21 protein-coding genes, 1 tRNA gene and 1 pseudogene are annotated in these 23,099 nt (G+C 35.3%); 4 read left to right on the forward strand and 19 right to left on the reverse strand.

Annotation, left to right across the window (positions count from 1 at the left end):
• Positions 1-25: 25 nt before the first annotated feature.
• A complete protein-coding gene (locus I5M19_RS02615) occupies positions 26-1,009 on the reverse strand; it encodes an NAD(P)H-quinone oxidoreductase (protein ID WP_317193208.1) in 984 nt (327 codons plus the stop codon).
• Between the two features lie 143 nt (positions 1,010-1,152).
• Between I5M19_RS02615 and I5M19_RS02620 the strand changes: the two genes are divergently transcribed.
• From I5M19_RS02620 to obgE, 4 genes are all read left to right on the forward strand, one after another.
• The gene (locus I5M19_RS02620; RefSeq protein ID WP_200063734.1) at positions 1,153-1,614 is read left to right on the forward strand and encodes a redoxin domain-containing protein; all 462 of its coding nucleotides are present in this window, start codon (positions 1,153-1,155) and stop codon (positions 1,612-1,614) included.
• Positions 1,615-1,713: 99 nt separating this feature from the next.
• Positions 1,714-1,787: transfer RNA gene (locus tag I5M19_RS02625), tRNA-Arg, on the forward strand.
• Between the two features lie 57 nt (positions 1,788-1,844).
• The gene (locus tag I5M19_RS02630; protein ID WP_200063736.1) at positions 1,845-2,432 is read left to right on the forward strand and encodes an adenylate kinase; all 588 of its coding nucleotides are present in this window, start codon (positions 1,845-1,847) and stop codon (positions 2,430-2,432) included.
• A gap of 98 nt (positions 2,433-2,530) precedes the next feature.
• Positions 2,531-3,538: a GTPase ObgE gene (gene obgE, locus I5M19_RS02635; RefSeq protein WP_200063737.1), complete on the forward strand. Its 1,008-nt coding sequence runs from the start codon at positions 2,531-2,533 to the stop codon at positions 3,536-3,538.
• Here the strand turns inward: obgE and I5M19_RS02640 are convergent.
• The 18 genes and pseudogenes from I5M19_RS02640 to I5M19_RS02730 all read right to left on the reverse strand — a co-directional run bounded on the left by I5M19_RS02640 (position 3,535) and on the right by I5M19_RS02730 (position 23,095).
• Entirely contained in the window at positions 3,535-4,008 is a 474-nt protein-coding gene (locus I5M19_RS02640) for an LPXTG cell wall anchor domain-containing protein (protein WP_200063739.1), read from the reverse strand. The two genes, obgE and I5M19_RS02640, sit on opposite strands and share 4 nt — an antisense overlap.
• A gap of 35 nt (positions 4,009-4,043) precedes the next feature.
• Entirely contained in the window at positions 4,044-4,595 is a 552-nt protein-coding gene (locus I5M19_RS02645) for a WcaF family extracellular polysaccharide biosynthesis acetyltransferase (protein WP_200063742.1), read from the reverse strand.
• A pseudogene (gene xrtY, locus I5M19_RS18850) lies at positions 4,582-5,986 on the reverse strand (exosortase Y). The gene I5M19_RS02645 and the pseudogene xrtY overlap by 14 nt, the downstream one beginning before the upstream one ends.
• Before the next feature lie 3 nt (positions 5,987-5,989).
• On the reverse strand, positions 5,990-7,156 hold the full coding sequence (locus I5M19_RS18775; RefSeq protein WP_200063748.1) for an XrtY-associated glycosyltransferase XYAG1: 1,167 nt from the start codon (positions 7,154-7,156) through the stop codon (positions 5,990-5,992).
• Positions 7,153-8,553, reverse strand: a complete 1,401-nt coding sequence (locus tag I5M19_RS02665) for an exosortase Y-associated Wzy-like protein (protein WP_200063750.1) — start codon at positions 8,551-8,553, stop codon at positions 7,153-7,155. The genes I5M19_RS18775 and I5M19_RS02665 overlap by 4 nt, the downstream gene beginning before the upstream one ends.
• A complete protein-coding gene (locus I5M19_RS02670; protein ID WP_200063752.1) occupies positions 8,553-9,734 on the reverse strand; it encodes a glycosyltransferase family 4 protein in 1,182 nt (393 codons plus the stop codon). Before I5M19_RS02670 ends, I5M19_RS02665 begins: the two co-directional genes overlap by 1 nt.
• The gene (locus I5M19_RS02675; RefSeq protein WP_235985748.1) at positions 9,731-11,020 is read right to left on the reverse strand and encodes a glycosyltransferase; all 1,290 of its coding nucleotides are present in this window, start codon (positions 11,018-11,020) and stop codon (positions 9,731-9,733) included. The genes I5M19_RS02670 and I5M19_RS02675 overlap by 4 nt, the downstream gene beginning before the upstream one ends.
• Positions 11,021-11,033: 13 nt before the next feature.
• On the reverse strand, positions 11,034-11,990 hold the full coding sequence (locus tag I5M19_RS02680; RefSeq protein WP_200063754.1) for a hypothetical protein: 957 nt from the start codon (positions 11,988-11,990) through the stop codon (positions 11,034-11,036).
• Positions 11,980-13,188 (reverse strand): glycosyltransferase family protein, encoded by a 1,209-nt coding sequence (locus I5M19_RS02685; protein WP_200063756.1) that lies wholly within the window; start codon positions 13,186-13,188, stop codon positions 11,980-11,982. The genes I5M19_RS02680 and I5M19_RS02685 overlap by 11 nt, the downstream gene beginning before the upstream one ends.
• A 9-nt stretch (positions 13,189-13,197) precedes the next feature.
• The gene (locus tag I5M19_RS02690; RefSeq protein ID WP_200063758.1) at positions 13,198-14,202 is read right to left on the reverse strand and encodes a glycosyltransferase family 2 protein; all 1,005 of its coding nucleotides are present in this window, start codon (positions 14,200-14,202) and stop codon (positions 13,198-13,200) included.
• Entirely contained in the window at positions 14,181-14,990 is an 810-nt protein-coding gene (locus I5M19_RS02695) for a hypothetical protein (protein WP_200063760.1), read from the reverse strand. The genes I5M19_RS02690 and I5M19_RS02695 overlap by 22 nt, the downstream gene beginning before the upstream one ends.
• A gap of 124 nt (positions 14,991-15,114) precedes the next feature.
• On the reverse strand, positions 15,115-16,026 hold the full coding sequence (locus I5M19_RS02700; protein ID WP_200063762.1) for a glycosyltransferase: 912 nt from the start codon (positions 16,024-16,026) through the stop codon (positions 15,115-15,117).
• An 8-nt stretch (positions 16,027-16,034) separates the two neighbouring features.
• Complete coding sequence (locus I5M19_RS02705; RefSeq protein ID WP_200063764.1) at positions 16,035-17,243, reverse strand: glycosyltransferase family 4 protein; 1,209 nt, start codon at positions 17,241-17,243, stop codon at positions 16,035-16,037.
• Positions 17,244-18,110, reverse strand: a complete 867-nt coding sequence (locus I5M19_RS02710) for a glycosyltransferase family 2 protein (protein ID WP_200063766.1) — start codon at positions 18,108-18,110, stop codon at positions 17,244-17,246.
• Positions 18,110-19,225 (reverse strand): hypothetical protein, encoded by a 1,116-nt coding sequence (locus tag I5M19_RS02715; protein WP_200063768.1) that lies wholly within the window; start codon positions 19,223-19,225, stop codon positions 18,110-18,112. Before I5M19_RS02715 ends, I5M19_RS02710 begins: the two co-directional genes overlap by 1 nt.
• Positions 19,222-20,493 carry an MBOAT family O-acyltransferase gene (locus tag I5M19_RS02720; protein ID WP_235985750.1) on the reverse strand — a complete coding sequence of 424 codons (1,272 nt, stop codon included), beginning with the start codon at positions 20,491-20,493 and terminating at the stop codon, positions 19,222-19,224. The genes I5M19_RS02715 and I5M19_RS02720 overlap by 4 nt, the downstream gene beginning before the upstream one ends.
• Positions 20,494-20,610: 117 nt before the next feature.
• Positions 20,611-21,534 (reverse strand): glycosyltransferase family 2 protein, encoded by a 924-nt coding sequence (locus tag I5M19_RS02725; protein ID WP_200063772.1) that lies wholly within the window; start codon positions 21,532-21,534, stop codon positions 20,611-20,613.
• A gap of 1 nt (position 21,535) precedes the next feature.
• Positions 21,536-23,095, reverse strand: coding sequence for a hypothetical protein (locus I5M19_RS02730; protein ID WP_200063773.1), 1,560 nt, complete (start codon positions 23,093-23,095; stop codon positions 21,536-21,538).
• Positions 23,096-23,099: the final 4 nt, after the last annotated feature.

Here is a 23,099-nt window from a genome sequence, read left to right on the forward strand (position 1 = left end):
TTTATACGTTACCAAAAAAACGACATTAAAAGGTCAGCACTATCTTCCCCATATGTGTGCTATTTTCCATTAACTGGTGTGCTTCAGCCGCTTGGGCTGCTGCAAATGTTTTATAAACAACTGGTTTTATTTTCCCCGAAGTTATATGGGGCCATATGTTTTCCTCTAATTTACGTGCTATAGCGGTTTTGAATACTGTACTTCGTGCGCGCAAAGTTGAGCCGGTGATAGTTAAACGCCTGCGCATTACCGCAGACATATCTACTTGCACCTGTTTACCCTTAATAGTATTGATCATAACCAATCTACCATCATCGGCAAGGCTCTGTATATTTAATGGTGTGTAATCACCGCCAACCATATCTAATATTACGTTAACTCCCCTTCCATTGGTTAACATGCTGATTAAATCTGCAAAATTCTGTTTATTGTAATTGATCGCTTTATCTGCCCCAAGGTTTTCACAAAACGCGCATTTATCATCGGTACCTGCGGTAACGTAAACCGTACAGCCGGATGCTTTTGCCATTTGTATAGCCGCTACGCCAATACCACTTGAACCGCCATGTACCAGCAAGCTCTCGCCCGGTTGGAGCTTCCCTCGGTCAAATACATTGCTCCATACGGTAAAGAAAGTTTCCGGCAAAGACGCCGCTTCCGCAAATGAAAGGTTTGGAGGTACAGGTAAACATTGCCCTTCGGGCACATTGCAAAATTCCGCATAAGCACCACCGTAAACCAGCGCGCAAACTTTATCGCCAATTTTCCACCGTTTAACTTTACTTCCCGCTGCGGTTACAATTCCTGCTAATTCAAGGCCGGGTATATCTATAGGCGCGCCTGGCGGCGGCGGATAGTTGCCTTTACGCTGAAATACATCCGGCCGGTTTATACCGGCTGCCTCTACTTTAACTAATACTTCCGTATCTGTATAATCCGGAACCGGCCGTTCTTCAAGTTGTAAAACTTTGGGATCACCGGGTTGGGTTATTACTATGGTATTCATCATTTAATTCTAACAGCTTTATAAATATTATGTTCTATATGTAATTTCTCCGCTCATTATGGCTCACGACGAATTTATTTGAGCAAAAAATAGAAGGGATTAATTTAAATGTTTATAAAATGGTTTATTTGTAATAAAAAACTTTTATGTCAATACAAACAGGCCAGCCAGCACCCCAATTTAAATTAGTATCGTCGGAACTGAAAGAGGTATCGCTTTCGGACTTTAAAGGAAGAAAAGTGGTGATCCATTTTTTCCCAATGGCTTTTACAGGTGTATGCACCACTCAACTGTGTACTATGCGCGATAATTTTGGTTATTATGAGGGTTTGAATGCCCAGATATTAGGTATTTCAGTTGACTCGCCATTTACGCTTGCTAAGTTCAAAGAAGAGAATAATTATCAGTTTCCATTATTATCAGATTTCAATAAGGAAGCGTCATCGGCTTACGGTGCTATATATGAGAAATTTGCATTCGGATTAAAGGGTGTATCAAAACGTGCAGCATTTGTTTTGGATGAGGATCAAACGGTGGTATATGCGGAGGTATTAGAAAACGCCGGCGACCTTCCTAATTTCGAAGCTATAGCTGAAAAAGTGAAGTAATTAAAAAAATATTGCAGAGATAAAAAAGAAATTCTATTTTTGCAGTCCGTTAAAAATGGTGGTTTCACTATTTAACGGAATTAATAGAATATAAAAGATGCATTTGTAGCTCAACTGGATAGAGCATCTCACTACGGATGAGAAGGTTTGGGGTTCGAATCCCTACAAGTGCACATAAATTTAAGCCTTTCCGTTTTTACAGAAAGGCTTTTAACTTTAATCACAAAGGGATGCTTAACTTAGTATTGTTTGGTCCCCCCGGCGCCGGGAAGGGAACGCAATCACAAAAACTTATTGAAAAATTCGGATTAATTCACTTATCTACAGGTGATTTACTGCGTGGTGAGATATTCGAAGGCACAGCACTTGGATTAGAAGCCAAAAAACTAATGGACGAGGGTACATTGGTTCCTGATAAGGTGGTTATTGGTATGATAAGCAATAAGCTTGATGCCAACAAAGATGCTAAAGGCTTTATTTTTGACGGTTTTCCGCGTACGGTTGCTCAGGCTGAGGCACTTGATGAATTGCTTATATCAAAAAGCTCCTCTATATCCGGTATGATAGCTCTTGAGGTTAATGACGCAGAGTTAGAGAACAGATTATTGTTAAGAGGCAAAAGCTCCGGCAGACCCGATGATGCAAATCCGGAGGTTATCCGTAAACGTATAAAAGAATATAATAATAAAACCGCCCCTGTTGCGGATTTCTACAAAAACCAAAATAAGTATACCAGCATTAATGGTATAGGTGAGGTGAATGAAATTTTTACGTCTATTTGCGACGTGATAGCGACGTGGCTAAAAAAAGCAAACTGATAACAAAAATTCAGAGTTAAGTCCGAAAGCTGGTTAAGTGTTATACTTACTATCTTTCGGACTTTCCGTCTAAATACATTCAGCTTAAATAAAGCAATATGTCCCAAGGTTCAAATTTTGTTGATTATGTAAAGATAAACTGCCGATCCGGACACGGGGGCGCTGGTTCATCGCATTTACATCGTGATAAATTCACGGCAAAAGGCGGCCCTGATGGCGGCGATGGCGGCAGGGGCGGGCACGTTATTGTAAAAGGTAATGCGCAATTATGGACCATGCTTCATCTTAAATTCAGGAAACATGTTATAGCCGGTAATGGCGATTCGGGCGGTAGTTCGTTAAGGACCGGAAAAACCGGGCGCGATGAAATATTAGAGGTGCCTTTAGGTACCATAGCCCGTAATGCAGAAACCGGTGAAATATTATTCGAGATCACTAAAGACGGGGAAACAAGAATATTGACTGAAGGTGGACGAGGAGGCCAGGGTAACTGGCATTTTAAAACGCCTACATTACAAACACCACGTTTTTCTCAGCCTGGTGAAGAGGGAAAAGAAGAGTGGAATGTGCTGGAGTTAAAAATATTAGCTGATGTTGGTTTGGTAGGTTTTCCTAATGCAGGTAAATCGACATTACTTTCAGTAGTTTCAGCGGCAAAGCCGGAAATAGCCGATTATGCATTTACTACATTGGTGCCAAACCTGGGTATTGTAGCCTATCGTGATAACCGTTCATTTGTAATGGCGGATATTCCGGGTATTATAGAAGGGGCCTCGCAAGGCAAGGGATTGGGAATACGATTTTTGCGCCATATTGAACGTAACTCTGTATTATTATTTATGATACCTGCTGATACCTCGCGTACCATCAAAGAAGAATATAGTATTTTGTTGCGGGAGTTGAATGAGTATAATGCCGAATTGATGCATAAACCAAGGGTGCTTGCCATCACTAAATCGGATATGCTGGATGAAGAACTACTACAGGAAATGAAAAAGGAAGTGCCGGCGAATGTTCCTTGTGTGTTTATATCATCAGTAGCCCAAAAAAATATAAACGAACTTAAGGATATGTTGTGGGCTGCTATTAACCAGCAGATCGGCTAACGTTTATCTTTCGCAAAAAATAATACGTAATTGTCGCTCAGTTCCTTTAACGAGAACCCTTTATATCCCGGAAAGCATTTAAGCATCACTTTGGCTCGTATACCTTCATAGTAAGACGGCATTAATATATAAATAGGGCCGCCCATATAATCTTTATGAACATACTCATCAAAATTAAACCGGATATCCTGATTAAAAGGTTTTAAGATAATAACGCGGTTATGCAGATTTTTGAATTCGGGGAAGTCTTTAGTAAATACAAAGACTGCATTGTTACTTTCTTTATCAAGTTGTTTAATGTAAGCTAAAGACGGTTCATCAATAATGCGGTTTATTTCCCTCGGATCTATCTTCTCGCTCTGTTTTTCGTCTTTTTTATGATTAATAAATAATAATCCCCCCGCTATAAGTATGGCCACGCCAGCTATCAGGAAGATCAGGTTATAAGGCTTTTTTGCTTTACGTAACATGATTTGTTATTTAATATTCAACAGCACTACTATTGTTATTCAATAACGCGCGGCCGTATTTTAACTGCAGGATTCCCTTGATAAACAAAGTATGGCTCGGTGCTTTTGGTGGCTACAGAACCACTGGTTAATACAGAATGTGATGCCATAATAACGGAGTGATTAATGATTGCGGCGCAGCCTATCCAAACCCCGTCTTCTAAAACAATATTTCCGGTTATCAGATCAAAGGTAGTTTTTTTATAATTATGACTCCCCGTTTGTAAAAAAGCCCCTTGCGAAATACAAACATTACTTCCGATGGTCACCATCACCAGGTTATCAATCCAAACGTTCTCACCTATCCATGTATTATTACTTATGGTTAACAGCCATGGGTATTTGATATTTACCCGGGGTTTAATAGTTACGTTAAAGCCAATCTTACCACCGAATAGTTTTAAAAGAGAAACTTTTAACCAATTGAATGGAAACAGACCGGTGTTAAATATCAGGTTATTTATATAATACCATAGCACACGTTTAAAGACACTTCCACCGGGATGATAGGGCTGATTATTGTATGCCGAAAGATCAGTTGGACGCATGCGGACTGTTTGATTTGCTGTTTACCCAAAAGTATAAAGCAACAGCTATGATTATGTATATAAACAGGTTAAAAATGGTGTGGTGATCTATAACCCGTTCACGATCTCTGTTCCAATATAAAGCGATAAGCATTAAACGAATGATATTAAGCAACTGGATAGTTAACAATCCTGTTATCAGGAATATGAGTTTTGATTTAAGTTTTTTTGGGTAAGCTATAACAAATGCCACGAAAAAGCTCATCACACCTAATCCTAAACAGGTATAAATTAGGCGTATTGCACCATGACCGGAAACAAGCAATTCGTATTTGTTCACAATAGCGGCAAATCCAATAAAATTTAATATGCCTGCAGATGTATTTAACAACAACCATCGCAACCAACTAATATAATTTAAATGCTGATCTAAAAAGGAATTGTAGTGATTGCCAACCGATGTAAGACCGAAGAAATAGACATTAAAATAATAGAATATTAAAAACAGACCAATAAAGGTTATAGCGAATTTTATCGCGATGTTTTGATTAAGATAACTTTTTACGTTGCTTAATAATTTCATCGATCTTTATATCAACAATTAGCCGAAACCAAAAACCTTGTAAAAAATGAAATATCATACCGGTTCTGCCATCCAGTATTCCTAACCTGAATACTACTCGGTAAATATAATACAATAGAGGCCGTATATATCTGGGCAGGCGCCACCACAATTGTTTAAGCCAGGCAGTACGCTCGTCCGGGCTGCCCCAAAAGCGGGGTTTAACGGTTTGTTCCCTTACCCCTAATATACGTTCCGTTTCTTCTATTGCGACTAAATCGCTATAACGGTTATGCTTATCAATCCAAAAGCGAATATTATTTTCTTTTAAATTTTCCTCAATCAGATGGCCATTCTTCCAGATAACAGTATTACCCCTTACCACAAATCGGTGATCCATATTTTCGTTCAGATCTGAAAAACCTTTGCCATATCTTATCATTTTAAGAAGATAGAATGGGTAATATCCGCCGTACTTTATCCACTTACCTTTAAAATAATTTTTCCGGTTAAAATAAATCCCGTCTACCTGCTGATGATCTTCGTTTTTGAATGCAGCTAATTGTTGATATAGTTCCGGCGTTACTATCTGATCAGCATCCAAACAAATTATCCAGGGAGTTTTGATATCGAAGTTATTTAAAGCGTAATCCCATTGCTTAGGATGGTTCTCAAATTTATTTTGCAGTATAGTAGCCCGGGCTTTTTCGGCTATGGCGATAGTATTATCGGAACTGTAGGAATCCAACAAAAACATTTGAGCATCAAGTCCGGCTATTGATGAAAGTAGTCGTGGCAGGTGAATCTCCTCATTATATGTTAAAACGATAAAGGAAAAATGCTGATTCAATTATTAATGATGCTCTAAATTAGGATTTTGTGCAACGATGATCTTTTTATAAAGGTCGATATATTTTTGGGCTAAATGGGTGCCTGTAAAATCTTGATATATTATTTGAGGTGCGTTCGTTCTGATGTCCTTTAATGCTGCAGCCGATTGTTTACCAATGTTATTTATGTGTTTGGCAACAGATTGCGGATTACTTTGGCATATCCAGCCAAATTTATTTTTTTTGATATATTTAGCCAATCCTACATTTTCGCTTATCAATACCGCAGTGCCTGTAGATAAACTTTCGATCACAACGTTTCCGAAATTTTCATCGTGGGAGGGGAGTACTAACAGATCTTGCTGTTGAAGGAGTTTAAATTTATCAGTATCTACAAAACCAGCCCAGGTAATATGCTCATTAACTCTAAGTATTTTAGCTTCATTTTGTAATTTATTTATATAATCCGGATTGCCATCGCCGGCAATGGTAAGGTGATAGGGGACATTAATGAGCCTTAATGCTTTAATCAATAAATCGAGTCCTTTTTTTTCTTCAATACGCGAAAGATAAAGTAGTTTTAAAATCGATGGATCGGACTCTGAATTTTCCTTAATGTTTACGTCTTCCAGTTTTACAAAATTGGGTATGGTATTTATACTTAGCGGCGAAACAAGTTTTTGTACAGCCTCGTACTCTCTGCCTGATGTGGTATGGATATGACATCTTTTTAAGAGTATTTTACCTAAAAACCGATGAATTAGCTTTTTGCTTTTAATGTTTCGATTAGTAAAAGAATAAGGGCTTAAAGTGCCGCGTGGCGATAATAAGACAGGTTTTTGTTTTAATAAAGCTATGAAACAGCTTAACAAAGAAACAAGGTTCCACCAGGCATGTATATGCACTACGTCGAAATCGTTAATGGTTTTCCATAAGAATTGTAATAAACCCGGCGAAAAATGAGTATGGTCTTTTGTTATGCGCTTAAAGTAATACACAATTACATTATCAATCTTCGTAGCTTTATTGGGGGTAACATTAAGCTCAGATGAACCATTGGCGGTGGTGGTATAAACCGTTACTGCAATCCCTGCTTTGGTTAATTCTTCTGATAAGATACTTACCGACATAGTGGGTCCTCCGTAAACTATTGCAGGCTTATAGGCAGCACTTATCTGTAATACTTTCACACCTTATTCAATATTTTATAGTACCTGAATAAATGGAAAATAATATACATGCTAATGTAACTCCAAAAAACAGAATTAATGATGAATTCAAAGCTCAGTCCGCGCCAGAATATTTGAAACAGTCCACTAAAAATAAGGGCACTTCCCAATATATACCCTCCGAATAACCTTTCGGCTCGAATAGATATCAATTGAGCTATAGCGCCGTATAAAAACAAACTGATAAATATACCAATTTGCCCGCCGGATAGGTAAGCATCAACTATAAATGCAGGCTTTGCAGATACCCGCGAATAACGACTTATTACACCTGCATCATATACGCGTTGCATTACTAACTTTTCGGTAATAGGTTTGTGGGGCCAAAATATTCGGGGAATAATTACTATAAGAGATTGTTTTAAAAGATCGGTGCCATAATAATCAATACGACTTGGGGTAGATTGGATAAATTTGGTAAACATATCTATTTCACTTAACCGGTATACTAAAAAATCCCAGTTTGTTTCCTGCTGATCATCATTTATGGTTGCATCAATGGCTATTTGCGCAGATTCATCAACGTCGACCTGACCAGACCATGCGTTTTGCCGGAAAGTATTAACATACGCGGGTAATATCCAAAAAGCAAATAACAGTAAAGGGATAAAGGTAATGGTTACTATTTTTTTATAATTTGGGTAAAGAAAAATACCCAAAACCATGATACTCACTATTATTGGCTCTTTAAAACCTGAGATTAAAAATTCATAAAAGTTGAATAGATAAAGCGCACTACAAATAAGTATGTTTACTGATTTTTTTTGAGGGATGGCAAACGCAAGCGCAAGTGTGCCCGCAATAAAACTTAACGAATTAAATTGCTCAGAAAACTGGGATAAGCCGGGTACCTTTGTAAAAATAACAGCAACAGGAAGGCTTATTATAGCCACTCTTAAAAGTAAACCTGCAATTACTCCCTTGTTTACAAAATAAGTTTTAGTTGCCGGATATTTCATGAATATTAATATACCGGTAACAAATGCGGCATGTCCCAAACTGTAATAGCGCTGGCATTGCGCTATAAGTATTAATACATCCTTATTTGAAAGATATTGAAAGCTTGACTTATGAAAATTCTCATATCCTAAAGTATTGAAAAGGTAAAAGATAGAAGTACAGCTCATGTAACCTGCGAAAATTATTTGCAATATAAATAGCGGTCGCATTAACTGTTCGCTGAAATTTCTATCATTGGGTATAGGCTTTACCCAACCATTTAAAGTGATGTAAAAGATAAAGAATGAACCCAACCACGCAATTAAATACGATAATAGAGGATCATACTTAAAGATCAGCGAAATTAACCATGGGAAATAGAGTAACAGGTATCTTTCGAGTCCTTTGTTAGGCGACATTATTTATATTGGGATATAAAATGTGAATTATTTGAAATAAGGCTGTCTTCTATTGCTTTAGCAATCCTAATGAAATTCCAGTCTTTGATTAATTGTCCTGAATTTTCTCCGTAAATACTCAAAATATTTTTTGATCGGGTTAGGCTCTGTAAATATTTAAGCAGATTATTTTCATCGCTACTTTTAAAAATGAATCCATTTAATTCGGGCTTCACTAAATCAATTGCACATCCTACTTTATCTGAAACTAATATGGCTTTATTGCATGCCATCGCTTCATTTACTGTTAAACCCCAGCTTTCCCCCGGGCCTTTAGATGGCAAACAAAAAAGATCGCATGCATGGTAAAGCGCCGGCATATTTTGCTGATTTTGGAAATTCAGGAAATGAATATTTCTATTTCCTTCAGCTTTGGCTTTTAATGAAGCTTCCAACGGCCCATTTCCTGCAAAAAGTAAATGACAATTGGGCTTATTTAATTTATGAAAGGCGTGAAGTAATAATGTAGGATCTTTTTTTTCAATAAACTTTCCGGCGAAAAGTATAAGTATATCGTTACCAGTAATATGGAGTTTAGACCTGATGTCTTGTGATTTTATTGTGTCGGTTTTATAAAATCTTTCGTTGTCTATTGCATGTGGTGCAAATATTAACTGCTCATCTTTTAGTCCATATTTTTTAAAATAAGCTTTATTATTAGTTCCGCAATAAAAAGCGTTATTGACATGTTTGTATATCCATTTTAGAAGAACTGATTTGAATATTGATTTAATGCCGGGTTTTTCATCCAGCAATGTGGAATCACCGCGGAAAAAGACGGGTAATTTGTTTTTGAAATATCGCAATACTTTTAAATGACTATAATAAGACCATCCGAAGACAAGAAGCACATCCGGACACCAATTATTAATGTCATTAATTAAATCAGGGTTTATTATACCCATAAAATTATGTGAGCCGGGTTTTCGGGAAGTGTTTTTTACCCATTTATATGGATACCCTTCTAAAACAGGAGTGTCCCATTCTACTTCTTTTTCAAAGCCAGGATCGTGTTTTTTTAAAGACGCACTCCCCCAGGTATAGAAAACTATGACCTCTATATTTTTACGGCCATGTAGTAGTTGAAATATCGGCGCATAATACTGAATAGGGTGGGTTGTAATAATGGCAAGTTTTTTCATAGTGGCTGATTAGATAATACCTGCTCAAATAATTCGCACTGAAGGCGTGACATGTTTTTTGCATCGTATTTACCTAATACTTCAGTATTGTAATTTGGTGTTGGTAAGTTCCCAAGTGCCGCATTTGCTAAGAAATCATATATATAGTCGGTAACATCTTCATTGCCGTCAAAATGATAAAGGTATTTTGCGCCATATTCGCGAAGTACAGTGTTGGCGACACTTTTAATGCCAAATACGGCAAGCAAAGGTTTGCCCGAAACCATATATGGGTAAATTTTTGAGGCGGTATATTTTGGATCGTCTGAACCTGTTATAAGCACGGCATCCGCCATTTGCAAGGTTGCCAAGGCATGGTAATAGGGCAATCTGTCGGTAATTTCAATTACATGATCTGTTATGCCAAAATCGTCTGCCAGAGGGGCTATAGTTTTAGAACCCTTTCCTGGCGGTGCATAACTTGTTCCAATAAAAAAAAGCTTTATAGAAGTGAAAACAGCAGGATTCTCTATTAACCCTTTTTTAAATGCTTTAAATACAGGAATTAATGCTTTATGCATATCACTACCACCACGGCCTATGTAAACAATGTTTTTGGAATCAGGGTGAAGTATATTTGTGAATTTATTGCTGTTTTCCGTAGATATTATACTATCAGATTCAATTGAACCAAAGGTTATTACAGCCGAAGGGATTGATGAAATAATGGGGTATCTTGTTTTTAGATCTTTGATATAATGTTCCGAAACACTAATTAAACCATCAGCACTTTTTATGGCGATAGGTTCCAGGTATTTATTTAAACGATAGGAGAACCAATATTTTGAGGGCTGCTGAGATTTGGGCTTACTGTTATAATAATCCGAATGCCAAGGGTCCTGCATATCAATTACGTACGGGATTTTGAACCTTTGCTTCCAATAAGACCCCAAAATGCAAACCGGAAACTGTGTGGTTGAAAAATAGATAAGATCAAACCGGTTACTTTTCAATAATTGGTTAACGTATCTAAAGTAAAACCATAACGAGCGTAAAGCTACACTACCCAATCCTATTTTGCTTGTCCATTTTTTGTTAAAAGCTTTTACTTTATGAATTTTTATATCAGCGGGTATACTTTTTAGTAACAGTTCATCCGTAGTTATATCAGTATACTCTGGTTTAATCATAACTACTTCTGATTCCCAGCCAAAATTCTTAAAATAAGGCAAACTTGTACGTATTCTGTGCATATCTGCAGCATTTATGGGAGGGAAATATGGCGAAATGATAAGTAATTTCTTCAATTGCGACTTCAATTTAAAATGATAATTTTTTCCACCACGTGTTTTGTTTTAATTTCTGTCGCGCTTCGGTCCAATCACACACTTCGTCTATGATGTCATAAAAACCTTGTTGAGCCTGTGGTAAATTATTTTGTTCAACCCTTTTAATTAAAGCAGGTAAATTGTCATAAAAATTTGCGGTGCGGTAGGGCGGATGTAACGACCACATTCCATCATCGGACCCTAAAAAATCTATCCGTTTTAAATTTTCCCTCCACATAAAATCACGAAACAGGTTTTCCGGCAAATCTGCATTTGGGTTCCCCTGAATTATAGCTTTTATCTGGTTACGTGTGGATGGTTTCTTTAGAGATAGTTTATGAGTTTTAAATTTAGCCTTATCTAACATAAAAATACGCGTACTCATTCCTACTAATTCGTAGGAATATCGGCCTATTTGTTTGACTATATTTTGGCCAAGCAATTTTTCATCTGCACGTGGAGGGCCCGGTAAGGGTGAGGTAACAAAATTATCAGGTTGTTCTAATAAACCGGCTGCTTCGCTTATCCATGTTTCGTTTTGGCCGCCAAGCAGCATATCTGAATCTAAATGAAAAACTAAGTTGTTTGATGCAGTAAACAAGCCAAAAAAATAAGCATAAAATGGGCCTCCCCGGAAATCTTTTTCAGGCATTTTATCTGTATCGAAAAAAAATCGGGCTACGTTTTTCTTTATTGTTTCTGAATAATCTACCGGGATGATCTTAACTTTATAATGAGGATGAATTTCGACTTTAAGAAAGTCAACAAGAAGCCCAACGTATTTATTCCATCCTTCAGCAAACCGCCCCTTTGCGGGTTTGGTCTCCACATTCAAAATTATCTCATCAACCTGTGTGCTTAATGCAGTTAACTGATGTTTTAAGATGTAGCGCGCATGCGGATAATCACCAGGAGATAAATTTATCTGTAAGGTTACCTTATTCTTCAAGTACTTTTTTTACCAAATTCAATAACTTTTTTGATTCTATTTCCCAATTATAAATTTGTGCTGCTTTAATTGCACGCTGCCTTGCAGCGATTATTTCAATGGGATTATTCAACCATTCAAAAAATAAATTGGTTTCCTTTAAATCAGGTTTTTGCGATAGTTGGAAACCGGGTTTTAAATTTTCAAATATTTCATTTTGCCCAACTGTTTTACTTGCTATAATTGGTAGCCCGGATTGTAAATATTGGAAAAACTTATTGGTAATTGTATAATTTCTACTGGGTGGGATAGTTAATTCCAAAGCTAAACCAATATCGAAAGAGGAAATTTTTTCAGCTAATTCATTTTCAAGTACCGTTTCATGAAAGTACATGTGATGCTTTTGAGATAATATGTTTTTTAAAGTATCTCTGAAAATAGAACTAACATTTCCTAACAAATGTAATTCAACTTTTTCTTTGGTGGAATTGATTAATTTAATAAAATTCTCAATCCCTCTTCCTTCTCCAACTGTTTGAGAAAACCAAAATAATTTTAACGGAGTCACAACCTCCTTCTCTTTATTAAAAAAATGATTATTGTTCGGGAAAACATTGTAAATAACTAAAGGAGGTTTGCATTTATAAACTTCTGCAAGCTTATTAGCTAAAGCATTAGAAGTTGTAGAACAATAGATACCCTTATGTAAACTGATAGATTCTATTTTTTTTAAAAGTTTTATAGGCCGATATTTTCTTGCTTGAGGTAAAAGATCTTCAGAATACCAATCTTCTATATCGAATGCGATTTTTCGGTCGTTATTTGAAAGCATCTCGCTACCTATTACGGTGGCTAATTCTTGATGCATAATGTATAAGTCGGCCGTGCTTATTGTTAATCTTTTTTTTAATCCATAAGCGTTATAGCCAAGGCAACTCTTAGTCTCAAATTTCAAATACTTTAGTATAAATACTGCTATTTTACGTATCAATCGTTGTTTAATGGATGCAAAATTAACATTACGCAGGTCGCTGTATAGTTGATAATTTATAGTAGTGCCATGTAATAGCTCAAGGTCTTCCTGATACAGATCGTTATTATAAATAGCTGTTAAAATAGAAACGTTATATCCGTTGTCCGCAAGTGCTGTAGCTTCTTTTAACACCCTGGGGTTACGACTTAAATGAGATTGTGAAACTATTAGAATGTTTTTACTCATTAATTTTGATCACAAGATTATTGTAATTTTGTGATAGATCAATTGTAGAATCTTAGCAGTTTTCCAACCGAATATTATTGCTATTTTGTTTATTAATGTACCGCCTACAATGTGATTATACCTGTACTGGGGTACAGTTTTTAATTCTTTTTTTACTATCTTATAAAGGTTATGTTCTCGACCATAACAAATATGGCAAAGATTAATTAATTGTGTAAAAACCGCTTTTTTAGCCGTATCATTATTAGTGCATTTTAAAATGTACTGTTTTTTAAGTAATGTTGATTTTACAGCACTCTCTATATCTTTTGTGTTAGTCTGAGAGGAAAGGTTATTACGACTTTTATATTTCCTATAATAATTAAGTCCTTTACTTTTTATTACCCCTTCCGAAGCTAATATCACTCTAGCAAAAAATTCACCGTCATCATCAAGTGTCAATTCCTCGTTCCATAATCCAGCAGACTGGATCAAACTCATTGGAGTTAACCATGCATTTGGCTGCACCATCGAGCCGTTTTCATCATACCCACCCCATAATTTTATCAAAAATTTAACAGGATCGGCATTAATTAAATAGGATTCTTCATATTGTGATGGTTTGCAGCTTAGGTGATCTTCTCCATCAAAAAAATGTACAGTGCTGCAAACAGCAATTTTACATGGGTTTTTTAATAATGTATTTACCTGCTCCTCGATCTTATCTAAACTCAATATGTCATCAGCGTCTAAAAACTGAACATATTCACCCTTAGCTTTGCTTAAACCAAAATTTCTTGCGGCACTTGCCCCTGTATTTTCCTGGTGAAATACATGCACTGTTTCACACTCAAAATATTTTGCTACTGTTAAAGTGTTATCTGTTGAGCCATCGTCAATAATGATTATCTCCTTGTTTCTCCAAGATTGGTCTATGGCTGATATAATTGCTTTTTGAATATACGCTGATGCATTATATGCCGGAATGATAATAGAGACCAGAGGTTGGCTATTTATTTTATTAATACTTTCCAACTTTTTGTATAATACGATTCTTTTGAGGTATCAACATAATGATGTAAAACTCCAATTTTATTTTTATTTAAATGAAAAGAAGGGTTCACAATGTATTCATCGGGATTTAATGCATTAGTGTGTTGATTGCCTATAAGCATAGCTGTTAAGGCTTGTTCAAGATAATAGGATGTTTTTTCTTTTTCTTCCAGGTTTTTTATCCAGAACTCCAGCCCATCCCAATTAACTTGGTCACTATTTAAACCAATTACACCAACATTTAGCATAGGTTTTACTTCTGCACCTGACAGTTCTTTCATTAAATTCCTTGAATACCCGTACGATTCTTCGCAGTCCACCATATGTATTGGCATGTAAGGATTTTGCAGCCATTTGATGATTGTTATAGGCTCACTCCAGAAAAGCATATCTGAATCTAAAACAAGTTTCCATTTATTGTCAGGAATAGTGTGTATATCCGTAAGTTTTTTAATGTGTGGATAAATGGCTCTTTTTTTTCGTAAATAAGGATATTTATCAATACTGATTGCTTTTTCAATATTACTTTGTATAATATCGTTAGAAATGATCTCGGCTCCAGGTAACTGTTTTTGTATTTGTCCTATTAGTTTATTATCAAAACTTCCATCATCCACTAAAATATATTTGAACGACATGGTTGTGACCTTGGTAAGCGACTGTATGCAGAATAAAGTTTGGTACAGATAGTTTTTACCTGTTAAAAAATAGATCGGTAATCCATCATTTTCAGAAATCACAGGAGGTAATTCTAATGACTTTTTTTTCATCAGGTTACGACCATTGATCATTTTTTGATAATTTAAAAATCCCCCAAAATGTTTATATTTTTTTAGCTGTGATTTTGGGTTACGATAAAAAAAATTGATCAAATCCTGATACACTGTATTACTGCTAAATGGATAGTGCTTCATACATACCACAGGCACCTTTCCACTTTATATAGTTTCCTTTATTTTTCCAGGCCTTGTAAGTAAACCACGCTTTTATTTTTCTGGGAAGTACACTTTGCGGTGGTATCTTCTTCCATGGATTAATACCGTGACTTTGCAGTAGTATAATCCATGATTTATTGGTATCATGATTTAAACGCGCAAGGTAAGGCACTTTCATACGTTCGGTAGGAATAATATGTTTTAGTTCCAGATTCGGAAAATAACCAACTTGCCAGCCCGATTTCAGTATATCAATAACTATATCATTATCCCCGCCGGAACTTAATGTAGTAGCATTGCGATCTGTAATAATATTATTCCCCCTTATTTCAATTCTGCTTATATAACGTTCTAATGCTACCGTGCGCAGAGCCATTCCAGCACCTATTGGAGATGAGTACGGAAAATGATTTTCCCATTTATTTATTATTTTTTCTTCTCCTAAATTTCTGATAGCTAAACTGCTTTCAAATTGAAAAAGCCAGACAGGGGCTGGTGATTCATATATTGGCAATGATTTACCACCAGCGGCACCTAAAAAAGGGTAACTATTAAATATTTCATAGACATTCACTAAGTAATTTTCTTCGAGAATATTGTCATCATCAACCATTATAATAATATCTCCCTTTGCAATTTTGAAGCCAGCCAAACGAGCGTAAGTAAGCCCTTGTTTATCTTCTTTTATTATGTAACGGTTAGGATGCCAACTTATGTCAATATCTGTGGTGAAATTAGTTGAAGAGTTGTTATCGACGATTATAAGCTCCCACATATGATGAGGAAACGTTTGGTCTTTAAGCGCGGCTATAGTTTGATGTATCCGATTAATGTTTGGATTATAGGTTGGTATTATTACGGTTATACGCATATACTATATTAGCAGGCTAAAATTTGGTTATAATATGAAACGGTGTTTTTGGCGAGCATTTCTTTTGTGAATCTTTCCTCAACAGTTTGTCTGGCTGCATTACCTATTTTTAATCTTAAACTTTCATTATTAACTAACTGTAGTATTTTTTTTGCCAGATCAACAGGATCTTCATTTCTAGCAAACAGACCATTTTGTCTATGAGTGATAATTTCTGACACACCACCAACATTGCATGCTATAACTGGTTTATTGTAACTCATCGCCTCAATAAAAATCAATCCGAAAGACTCATATCTTGAAGGTGCGACAAAGATATCACAATCATTGTAAGCCTGTCTTAGTTTGTCATTATCTACCTTACCACTAAAAAAAACTTTGTCCGCTATTTCATGAGAGTTATTTTCCCGGAAGTTGTTTTGATATTCTTTATTAGGATCATTGCCAATTAATTCAAATTGTACACCGGGATTTTGTTTTAAAACAACAGGGATGGCTTGCAATAATATATCTGTCCCTTTTCTATACTCTAAACGACCTACATACAGTATTTTGAGAGCAGAGGTGGGGTTGGGCGTATGGTTATTTAAACTTGACAAGTTAATGCCATGCGGTATGATTTTAAACGATTTTGAGCTTACCCTAGTAATCAGTTCTACCTCTTTTGCATGATTTTTTGCATGTGTTACTAAATACTTTGATCTTTTAATAAACGATATTTCCATTTTACCAATCATATCCATTAGTCTGGATTTGAACGGATAATGTTCATTCATCATTTGGCTAAATAACGTGCTCACTCTTACAACTATAGGAGCTTTTATTTTTATGAATGATGAAAAATAACATAACGAGAAATAACTTGAGGTTTCAATAATATCTATGCCAAAGGTTTTAATGATTTTATTAAGCACTTTAAGCGCTACTAACATGCATTTTAATTTAACTGCAAAATCGATAATTGCCCATTTTGATCTGATTAGCCTGCTTGTTAGTTTTGTAAGTGTAACCTTGTAGGTCCTTACAATGAGGTTTTCGTTAATGCTATACTCATCAAATTCCTCATTTTCATCTTCATACCGTGGCCTTATATGAATTACTATAACTTTGTGCCCGGCAGATATTAAACCCTCTGCCAAAAATAAACAGTGATTTGCAATACCACTATCAATTGTCTTACGATCCGGAAAGTATGGCGTTACTAATCCTACAGTCATTTAAGTTGGAAACTTTAAGCTCCAAAAGCACATCCTGAAAAATGTTTTTATACGAAAGGACAAACGGAGTGTATTTATATGTCTTAAATAATACCATAAATTACGCCAACCAAATGCCACATTTTTTTTCGTTCTTGCGAGATATAAACAGCAATAAATAGATTTTTGCAGACATTCATCGGGATTTTCAATTTTATTAATGCCATTATTAGTCGCTAATAATTTATAGTGGTAACTAAAAAAGGAATAGTCAAACATGAAGGAACTTAGACCGCTTTCTCCGAAATAAGTAATGTCAATATTGATGAATCTCTTTATAAACAGGTCGTTTAAAAATACTTTAAGCGTTAAATGATAGTCGGCGGCTATTTTAAATTTGAGATCATAATTACCAATTTTATCAAAAATTCGCTTATTATAAAAAACGCTTTGATGATGAATACCTCTTGATAATACTTTAGATAGAGTGTCATCTATATAATTGATCTGTGAATTTAATCCGGTTACTTTACCGTAAATCAGATCGACATTTGATTTGGATATTTCCAGATATACAGCATTTAAAACAGATGGATTATAAAATTTATCATCGCCACCCATAAAATAAAGCCATTCACCATTGGCAATAGCTATTCCTTTATTCATGGCATCATATATACCACTGTCAGGTGCAGAAATGAGTGTGGAGTTTATTAAAATATTTGCAGATTTGAAATCATCAATAATAGATAAAGTTTTATCTGTAGATGCCCCATCCATAAAAATCAGCTCATATTCATTAAATTTTTGTGAAGCTATACTATCCAAGGTTTTCTGTAGAGTATTCGCGCAATTATACGTTGGAACTATAATGGAAAAGAAAGGCATTAGTTTAAGTTTACATTTAAGGTTGAATCTGCCTGCTTTACCCAAGTATTAAATCCCAATGGATTCCAATGCGAATCACTTAAAGAAAAAAGATTGTGTGGACTTTTTTTGAATGTGTTATACAATGGAATGAATGGAAAATGTACCGTTTTTTCTATACGTTGTTGCAAATGGTTATAAGGCATCCTGTTTTCATCATATATTGATGCAGCGTTTGGCACTACCGACAAAAAGACATTCTTAAAACCGATTGACCGATAATAATTCTTAGCGGTGTTAAGGTGATCAGCAATACTATCTTTTTCTTTGTCGGATATGGGTCTGAATCCGGACTCTAAATTGCTGGTATCCACCGTAATATTAAAAAGCAGCCGCTTTCTGTCTGTACTCACCGTAACTTCTTTGGAAACTCTGCCCAGTAAATTGTAATTTAAAGATGCTTTTGCTTCCTTAAACGGTGTTGTAACTTTATTATCAAAAAGCAAAAGCTCCAGATTACGGTTGAGGTCTTTATTAAAAATAATATTGCCTAACCTGGTAAAAACAGATGGTCTGTCTTTTTGGCTTTTAGATGTAGTGAACTTGCTGTTAAAATTTAAACCGGCTTGTATTTCTTTTTTTTTCCAAATAGTTTCCCCCGTTTTTTTAAGGTCATAACCATTAAGGTTACGTTCAGCAAATTCCATTATCAGGTAATTCTGTTTAGTGCTATCTAATACTATTGGTCCGAAGGGAAATCTGCGGTCTAAAAACACCACATTGTCGAATGCCTTAAAGGCACCCGCGAGTGATTTATCAGCTAAAAAGCTGTCACCTATAATATAAAGTATCCGGTTAGTTACAGGCTTATGCTTGTTTTGCTTATATGTTGTAAAAGGTTGTAGTTTAATTTTGTATTGGGATAAAAAACTCACCCCGTAAAGATCACCATATTCCCACCTGTCCGATTTAATAAACAGAAACTCATAAATTGAGCTTTTATCACTTGATGTATTATTTAGATGGTCGAAATATTTTGCTTGTTTTATTCTGTTAATAAATGATTGATTCATGGCAGTTGTCAGCAAGGCTATGCTAAACATCAAAACCAATACACCAATTACCTTTCGTGTCAAAACTGGAAGTAAATGAATTGTGTTTCGTTAAATATGCCCAGGAAATAACATATTATACCTAATCCGCAGGTAATAATAATTTTTTTCCTTTTAGTGAATTCACTTGAGTTTCTCAAACGCCATTCGCCCATCATTAGCCCTATAATAATGATAATGCAATACCAAGCTTCTTTACTTGTCATTATAGAATTAGACGAGTAAGTAAATCGCAAAGTGGTAAATATTTTTTTAAAAATATACCAGCCATCCATAACGTTGTCTGCCCTGAAAAATATCCATGCTAGGCAAACCATATTGAAGGTAATTAGCCAATTGAAGTACGTAAGACCTTTTATTGTTAACCTGAATTTTTTCAGCAAATGGTATCCGACAATAAGGCATCCATGGATACCTCCCCAAGCAAGATATTTCCAGCTTGCTCCATGCCATAAGCCGCTTATTGCGAATACGATCAATAAATTTAAACAAGTAATGCTGAAGCTTACCCGGTTACCCCCAAGCGGGATATATAAATAATCACGAAACCAAGTAGAAAGTGATATATGCCATCTTTTCCAAAACTCAGCAATATTTTTAGACAGATAGGGCATATTGAAATTCTGCATCAAATGTATACCTAAAACCAATGCCGCCCCAATAGCCATATCGGAGTAACCACTAAAATCACAATAGATTTGGAAGGCGAAGAAATAGGTTGCCAATAACAGGTCAAATGCGGTATGGCTATGCGGATTAGCAAACACCGGGTCGACAAATAAACCCAGTCTATCGGCAATAACCACTTTTTTAAACAATCCAATTGCCATCAAGAACAATCCTGTTACGAGGTTCTTACTTATAAACTTATTTACGCGGTGCAATTGTGGCAGTATATGTTGTGGCCTTTCAATTGGGCCGGCTACCATCTGTGGGTAGAACATTACATATAGTGAGTATATCCCGAGATGTTTTTCACATTTTTGATTGCCACGATAAACCTCAATGGTATAACTCATGGCCTGAAAAGTATGGAAGGAAAGACCTAAAGGCAGAATAATGTTAAGTAAAGGAATTTGTGGTGCATGCACCGCCGATGCAAGGAAGTTTAGATTACCTACTAAAAAATTAAAATATTTATAAAAAGCCAGAACGCCTATATTAGTCACCAGACTTAAAATAAGGTAAAGTTTACGGGTTGCTCCCGTTGAATTTTGAATAAGTATACCAGCACAATAATCAACTATTATGGTGAAAAAGATGATGAGAATATAAGCCGGCTTAAAATACATATAGAAGTAACAACTCGCCGCTAATAGCCACACCCACCTGAATCTATGCGGTAATAGATAGTATGTTATGGTAACAATTAAAAAAAATACAAGAAAAAGGAGGGTATTAAACAGCAACTATGGGCGGTTAAATATTTTATGAAGTTTTCTTCTTATTTTATTCCAAAAAATAATCCTTTTCCATTCATATACCGTTCCATGAGCTTCCGGACTCCAAATTTTTTGGTGATCTTCCTCCCACTTAGCATTCATCTCCGGGTTGAAGGTTTTGGCATTGTCATGTTGGTTCGCAACAGAGAGAGGTTCTTTAATTAATTTTCGCCGATTACCTTTAACGAGTCGCAGCCATAATTCAAAATCCAATGCACAATATAGTTCCTCCCATATTGGTTGGTGTATTTTGGCACTCCAAAAGGTAGATGGTTGTATGATGCTTGGAATTTTAATAAAGTAATCAAGCACTGGTAAAAGTGTTTGTAGCGTCAGTTTTTTTGTTTCGCAATTATATCCGTAGGCATAACCGTATACAAAATCTTTTTTTGAACGCATAAATTCTTGGGCAACCTTAAAAAAAGTCCCCCTTATATAATAATCATCGCTATTAATCCATGCATAATAATCGCCCGAAGCCAAGCTGAAGCCCATATTTATGGCATTACCCTGTCCTCTGTCTTTTTCACTATGCCAATAACTTATCCATGGTGAATATTTTTCAAGGATTTCTTTGGAACCATCAGTACTATCGCCATCAATAATTATATATTCCAGATTCGGGTAGTTTTGTAACAGTACTGAGCGAATGGTTTGTTCTAAAAACTGTGCCTGGTTAAAAGAAGGCGTTACAATCGTAATTTTTGGCCAGTTAATTTTAGAATGATAGATATCAGGCGAGGTTTCTTCGGTCCATGGCCAGCCTATTTTATTATGATCATATGGAAGAAGTGGTAGTAAAGTAGAATTAACCGAAATAGTTTTTAGGGGGTATGATACCCCGAGGGCTATAAACTTATTTTTATAAGTACCTAATGAAGGTAGATACATTTTAAAAGGATAGTTTTTGTAAAGAGATTCTTTTTCTTTTTAATATTTTTAATGATTCTCTATCTCTGTTTTTAATCACATCGTCAGTAACAGTCTCTCCAATGAATCCTTCTGTATCATGTGGTATTATGATTGGGTTTTCGTCAGGAAATCTGGGAAAACTATCATGTATCATTGCATCGTCCTTTACTAAGGGATACATTATTTTAGATAAAAATTCCTGATCACAATCATATTTATTTACTAGTAGTAATTGATTAAACATTTTTTTTATGGTAAAAGTGTTTCCCTTTATTCCCCACATTCCACCCATTATATATGTGTTATGACATATATGATCTCTTATTATATGAAAGTTTTTATCAGATATTAACCATTCTTCGATCATTTTTTTCTCCCTCAATGTACAGACCGAGTCTATGTCACGTATTATAATTGCTTCTGCTTTTTTATCTTCAATTGATAGGAAACGCCACATTGAATATCTAAAATCAATTCCTCGCCCGTTCATAACAAATATTTCGCAATCATTGTTAAGTAATAATTGAATAATCTGGTCTTTCGTATCATTTGATACATAGATTCTTAACTTCCAGTCCGGAAGGTAATTCTTATAAGATTGAAGGACGTGATCTATGTTTAATAGATATCGATCATTATTGCCGTATAATGAGAAAGAAATGATTTTTGTTTTTTCACATGGATCCCTGACAATCTGATCAATGATCTTAAATCGATCTTTGCCGAATAGTATTTGTTTGAATAAATTGAATTTATTGATAAGTGTCTTAAAAGGAAATTTTAACCAAAAATAAAAATACCTTTTACCGTTTGAGTTCAAGTGAACATAGTCGATCAGGGGTTTTAGTTTATTATAATGGGAGTTGTAAGGACGTAAACAGTGTGCATCAATATATTTATTAAAAAATAAGCTGAATTTCGAGATATTCCAATTCTCTCTATCTATTCGCCTTCTTGCGTAGGGCTTCCAACCTCCTCTTTTTAAAAAAATAGTATTTTTGATCAGAGTGGACTGACATAATTGTTTAGTGAAAAAAAGTTCGTCTGTATCCCATTTTAAATTTAGTGCATATAAATTTTTTATAAATGTTTCTATTGAAACATAATCTATATTATCTAATCCAATTATTTGTTGAAAATATTTACCCTTGGCTGCGATATAACACATCGGATATCTTTGCGGGGTTTTGTAAGCATCCGATGAATAGATAATTATTTGATCATCATGATAGTTTGATATTTGTTTTTGAAAGTAGTTGTTGGATAAAGGAACCATATCGATGTCACCTATTATACAAACTTCATTCGGAAAAAAACAAGGTATAATAAAACGTATAATCTGTGCTATGAAGCCTGATGGAATATTAATAATTTCAGGAATATTGAGAATAGTTCCGTAAAGAGGATTTATATTTACATTTCCTATTACCGCAATTGTTGGTTCAATATTAAAGTTCCTCCAGGCTCTTGACGTTAGGGGCCAAAAATCATAATAGAAGGAATTATTATCTGTTGCAATTATTGAACGATCAATTTTCAAGTTC

It is taken from the genome of Mucilaginibacter segetis (assembly GCF_016522075.1).
GTDB lineage: Bacteria > Bacteroidota > Bacteroidia > Sphingobacteriales > Sphingobacteriaceae > Mucilaginibacter > Mucilaginibacter segetis.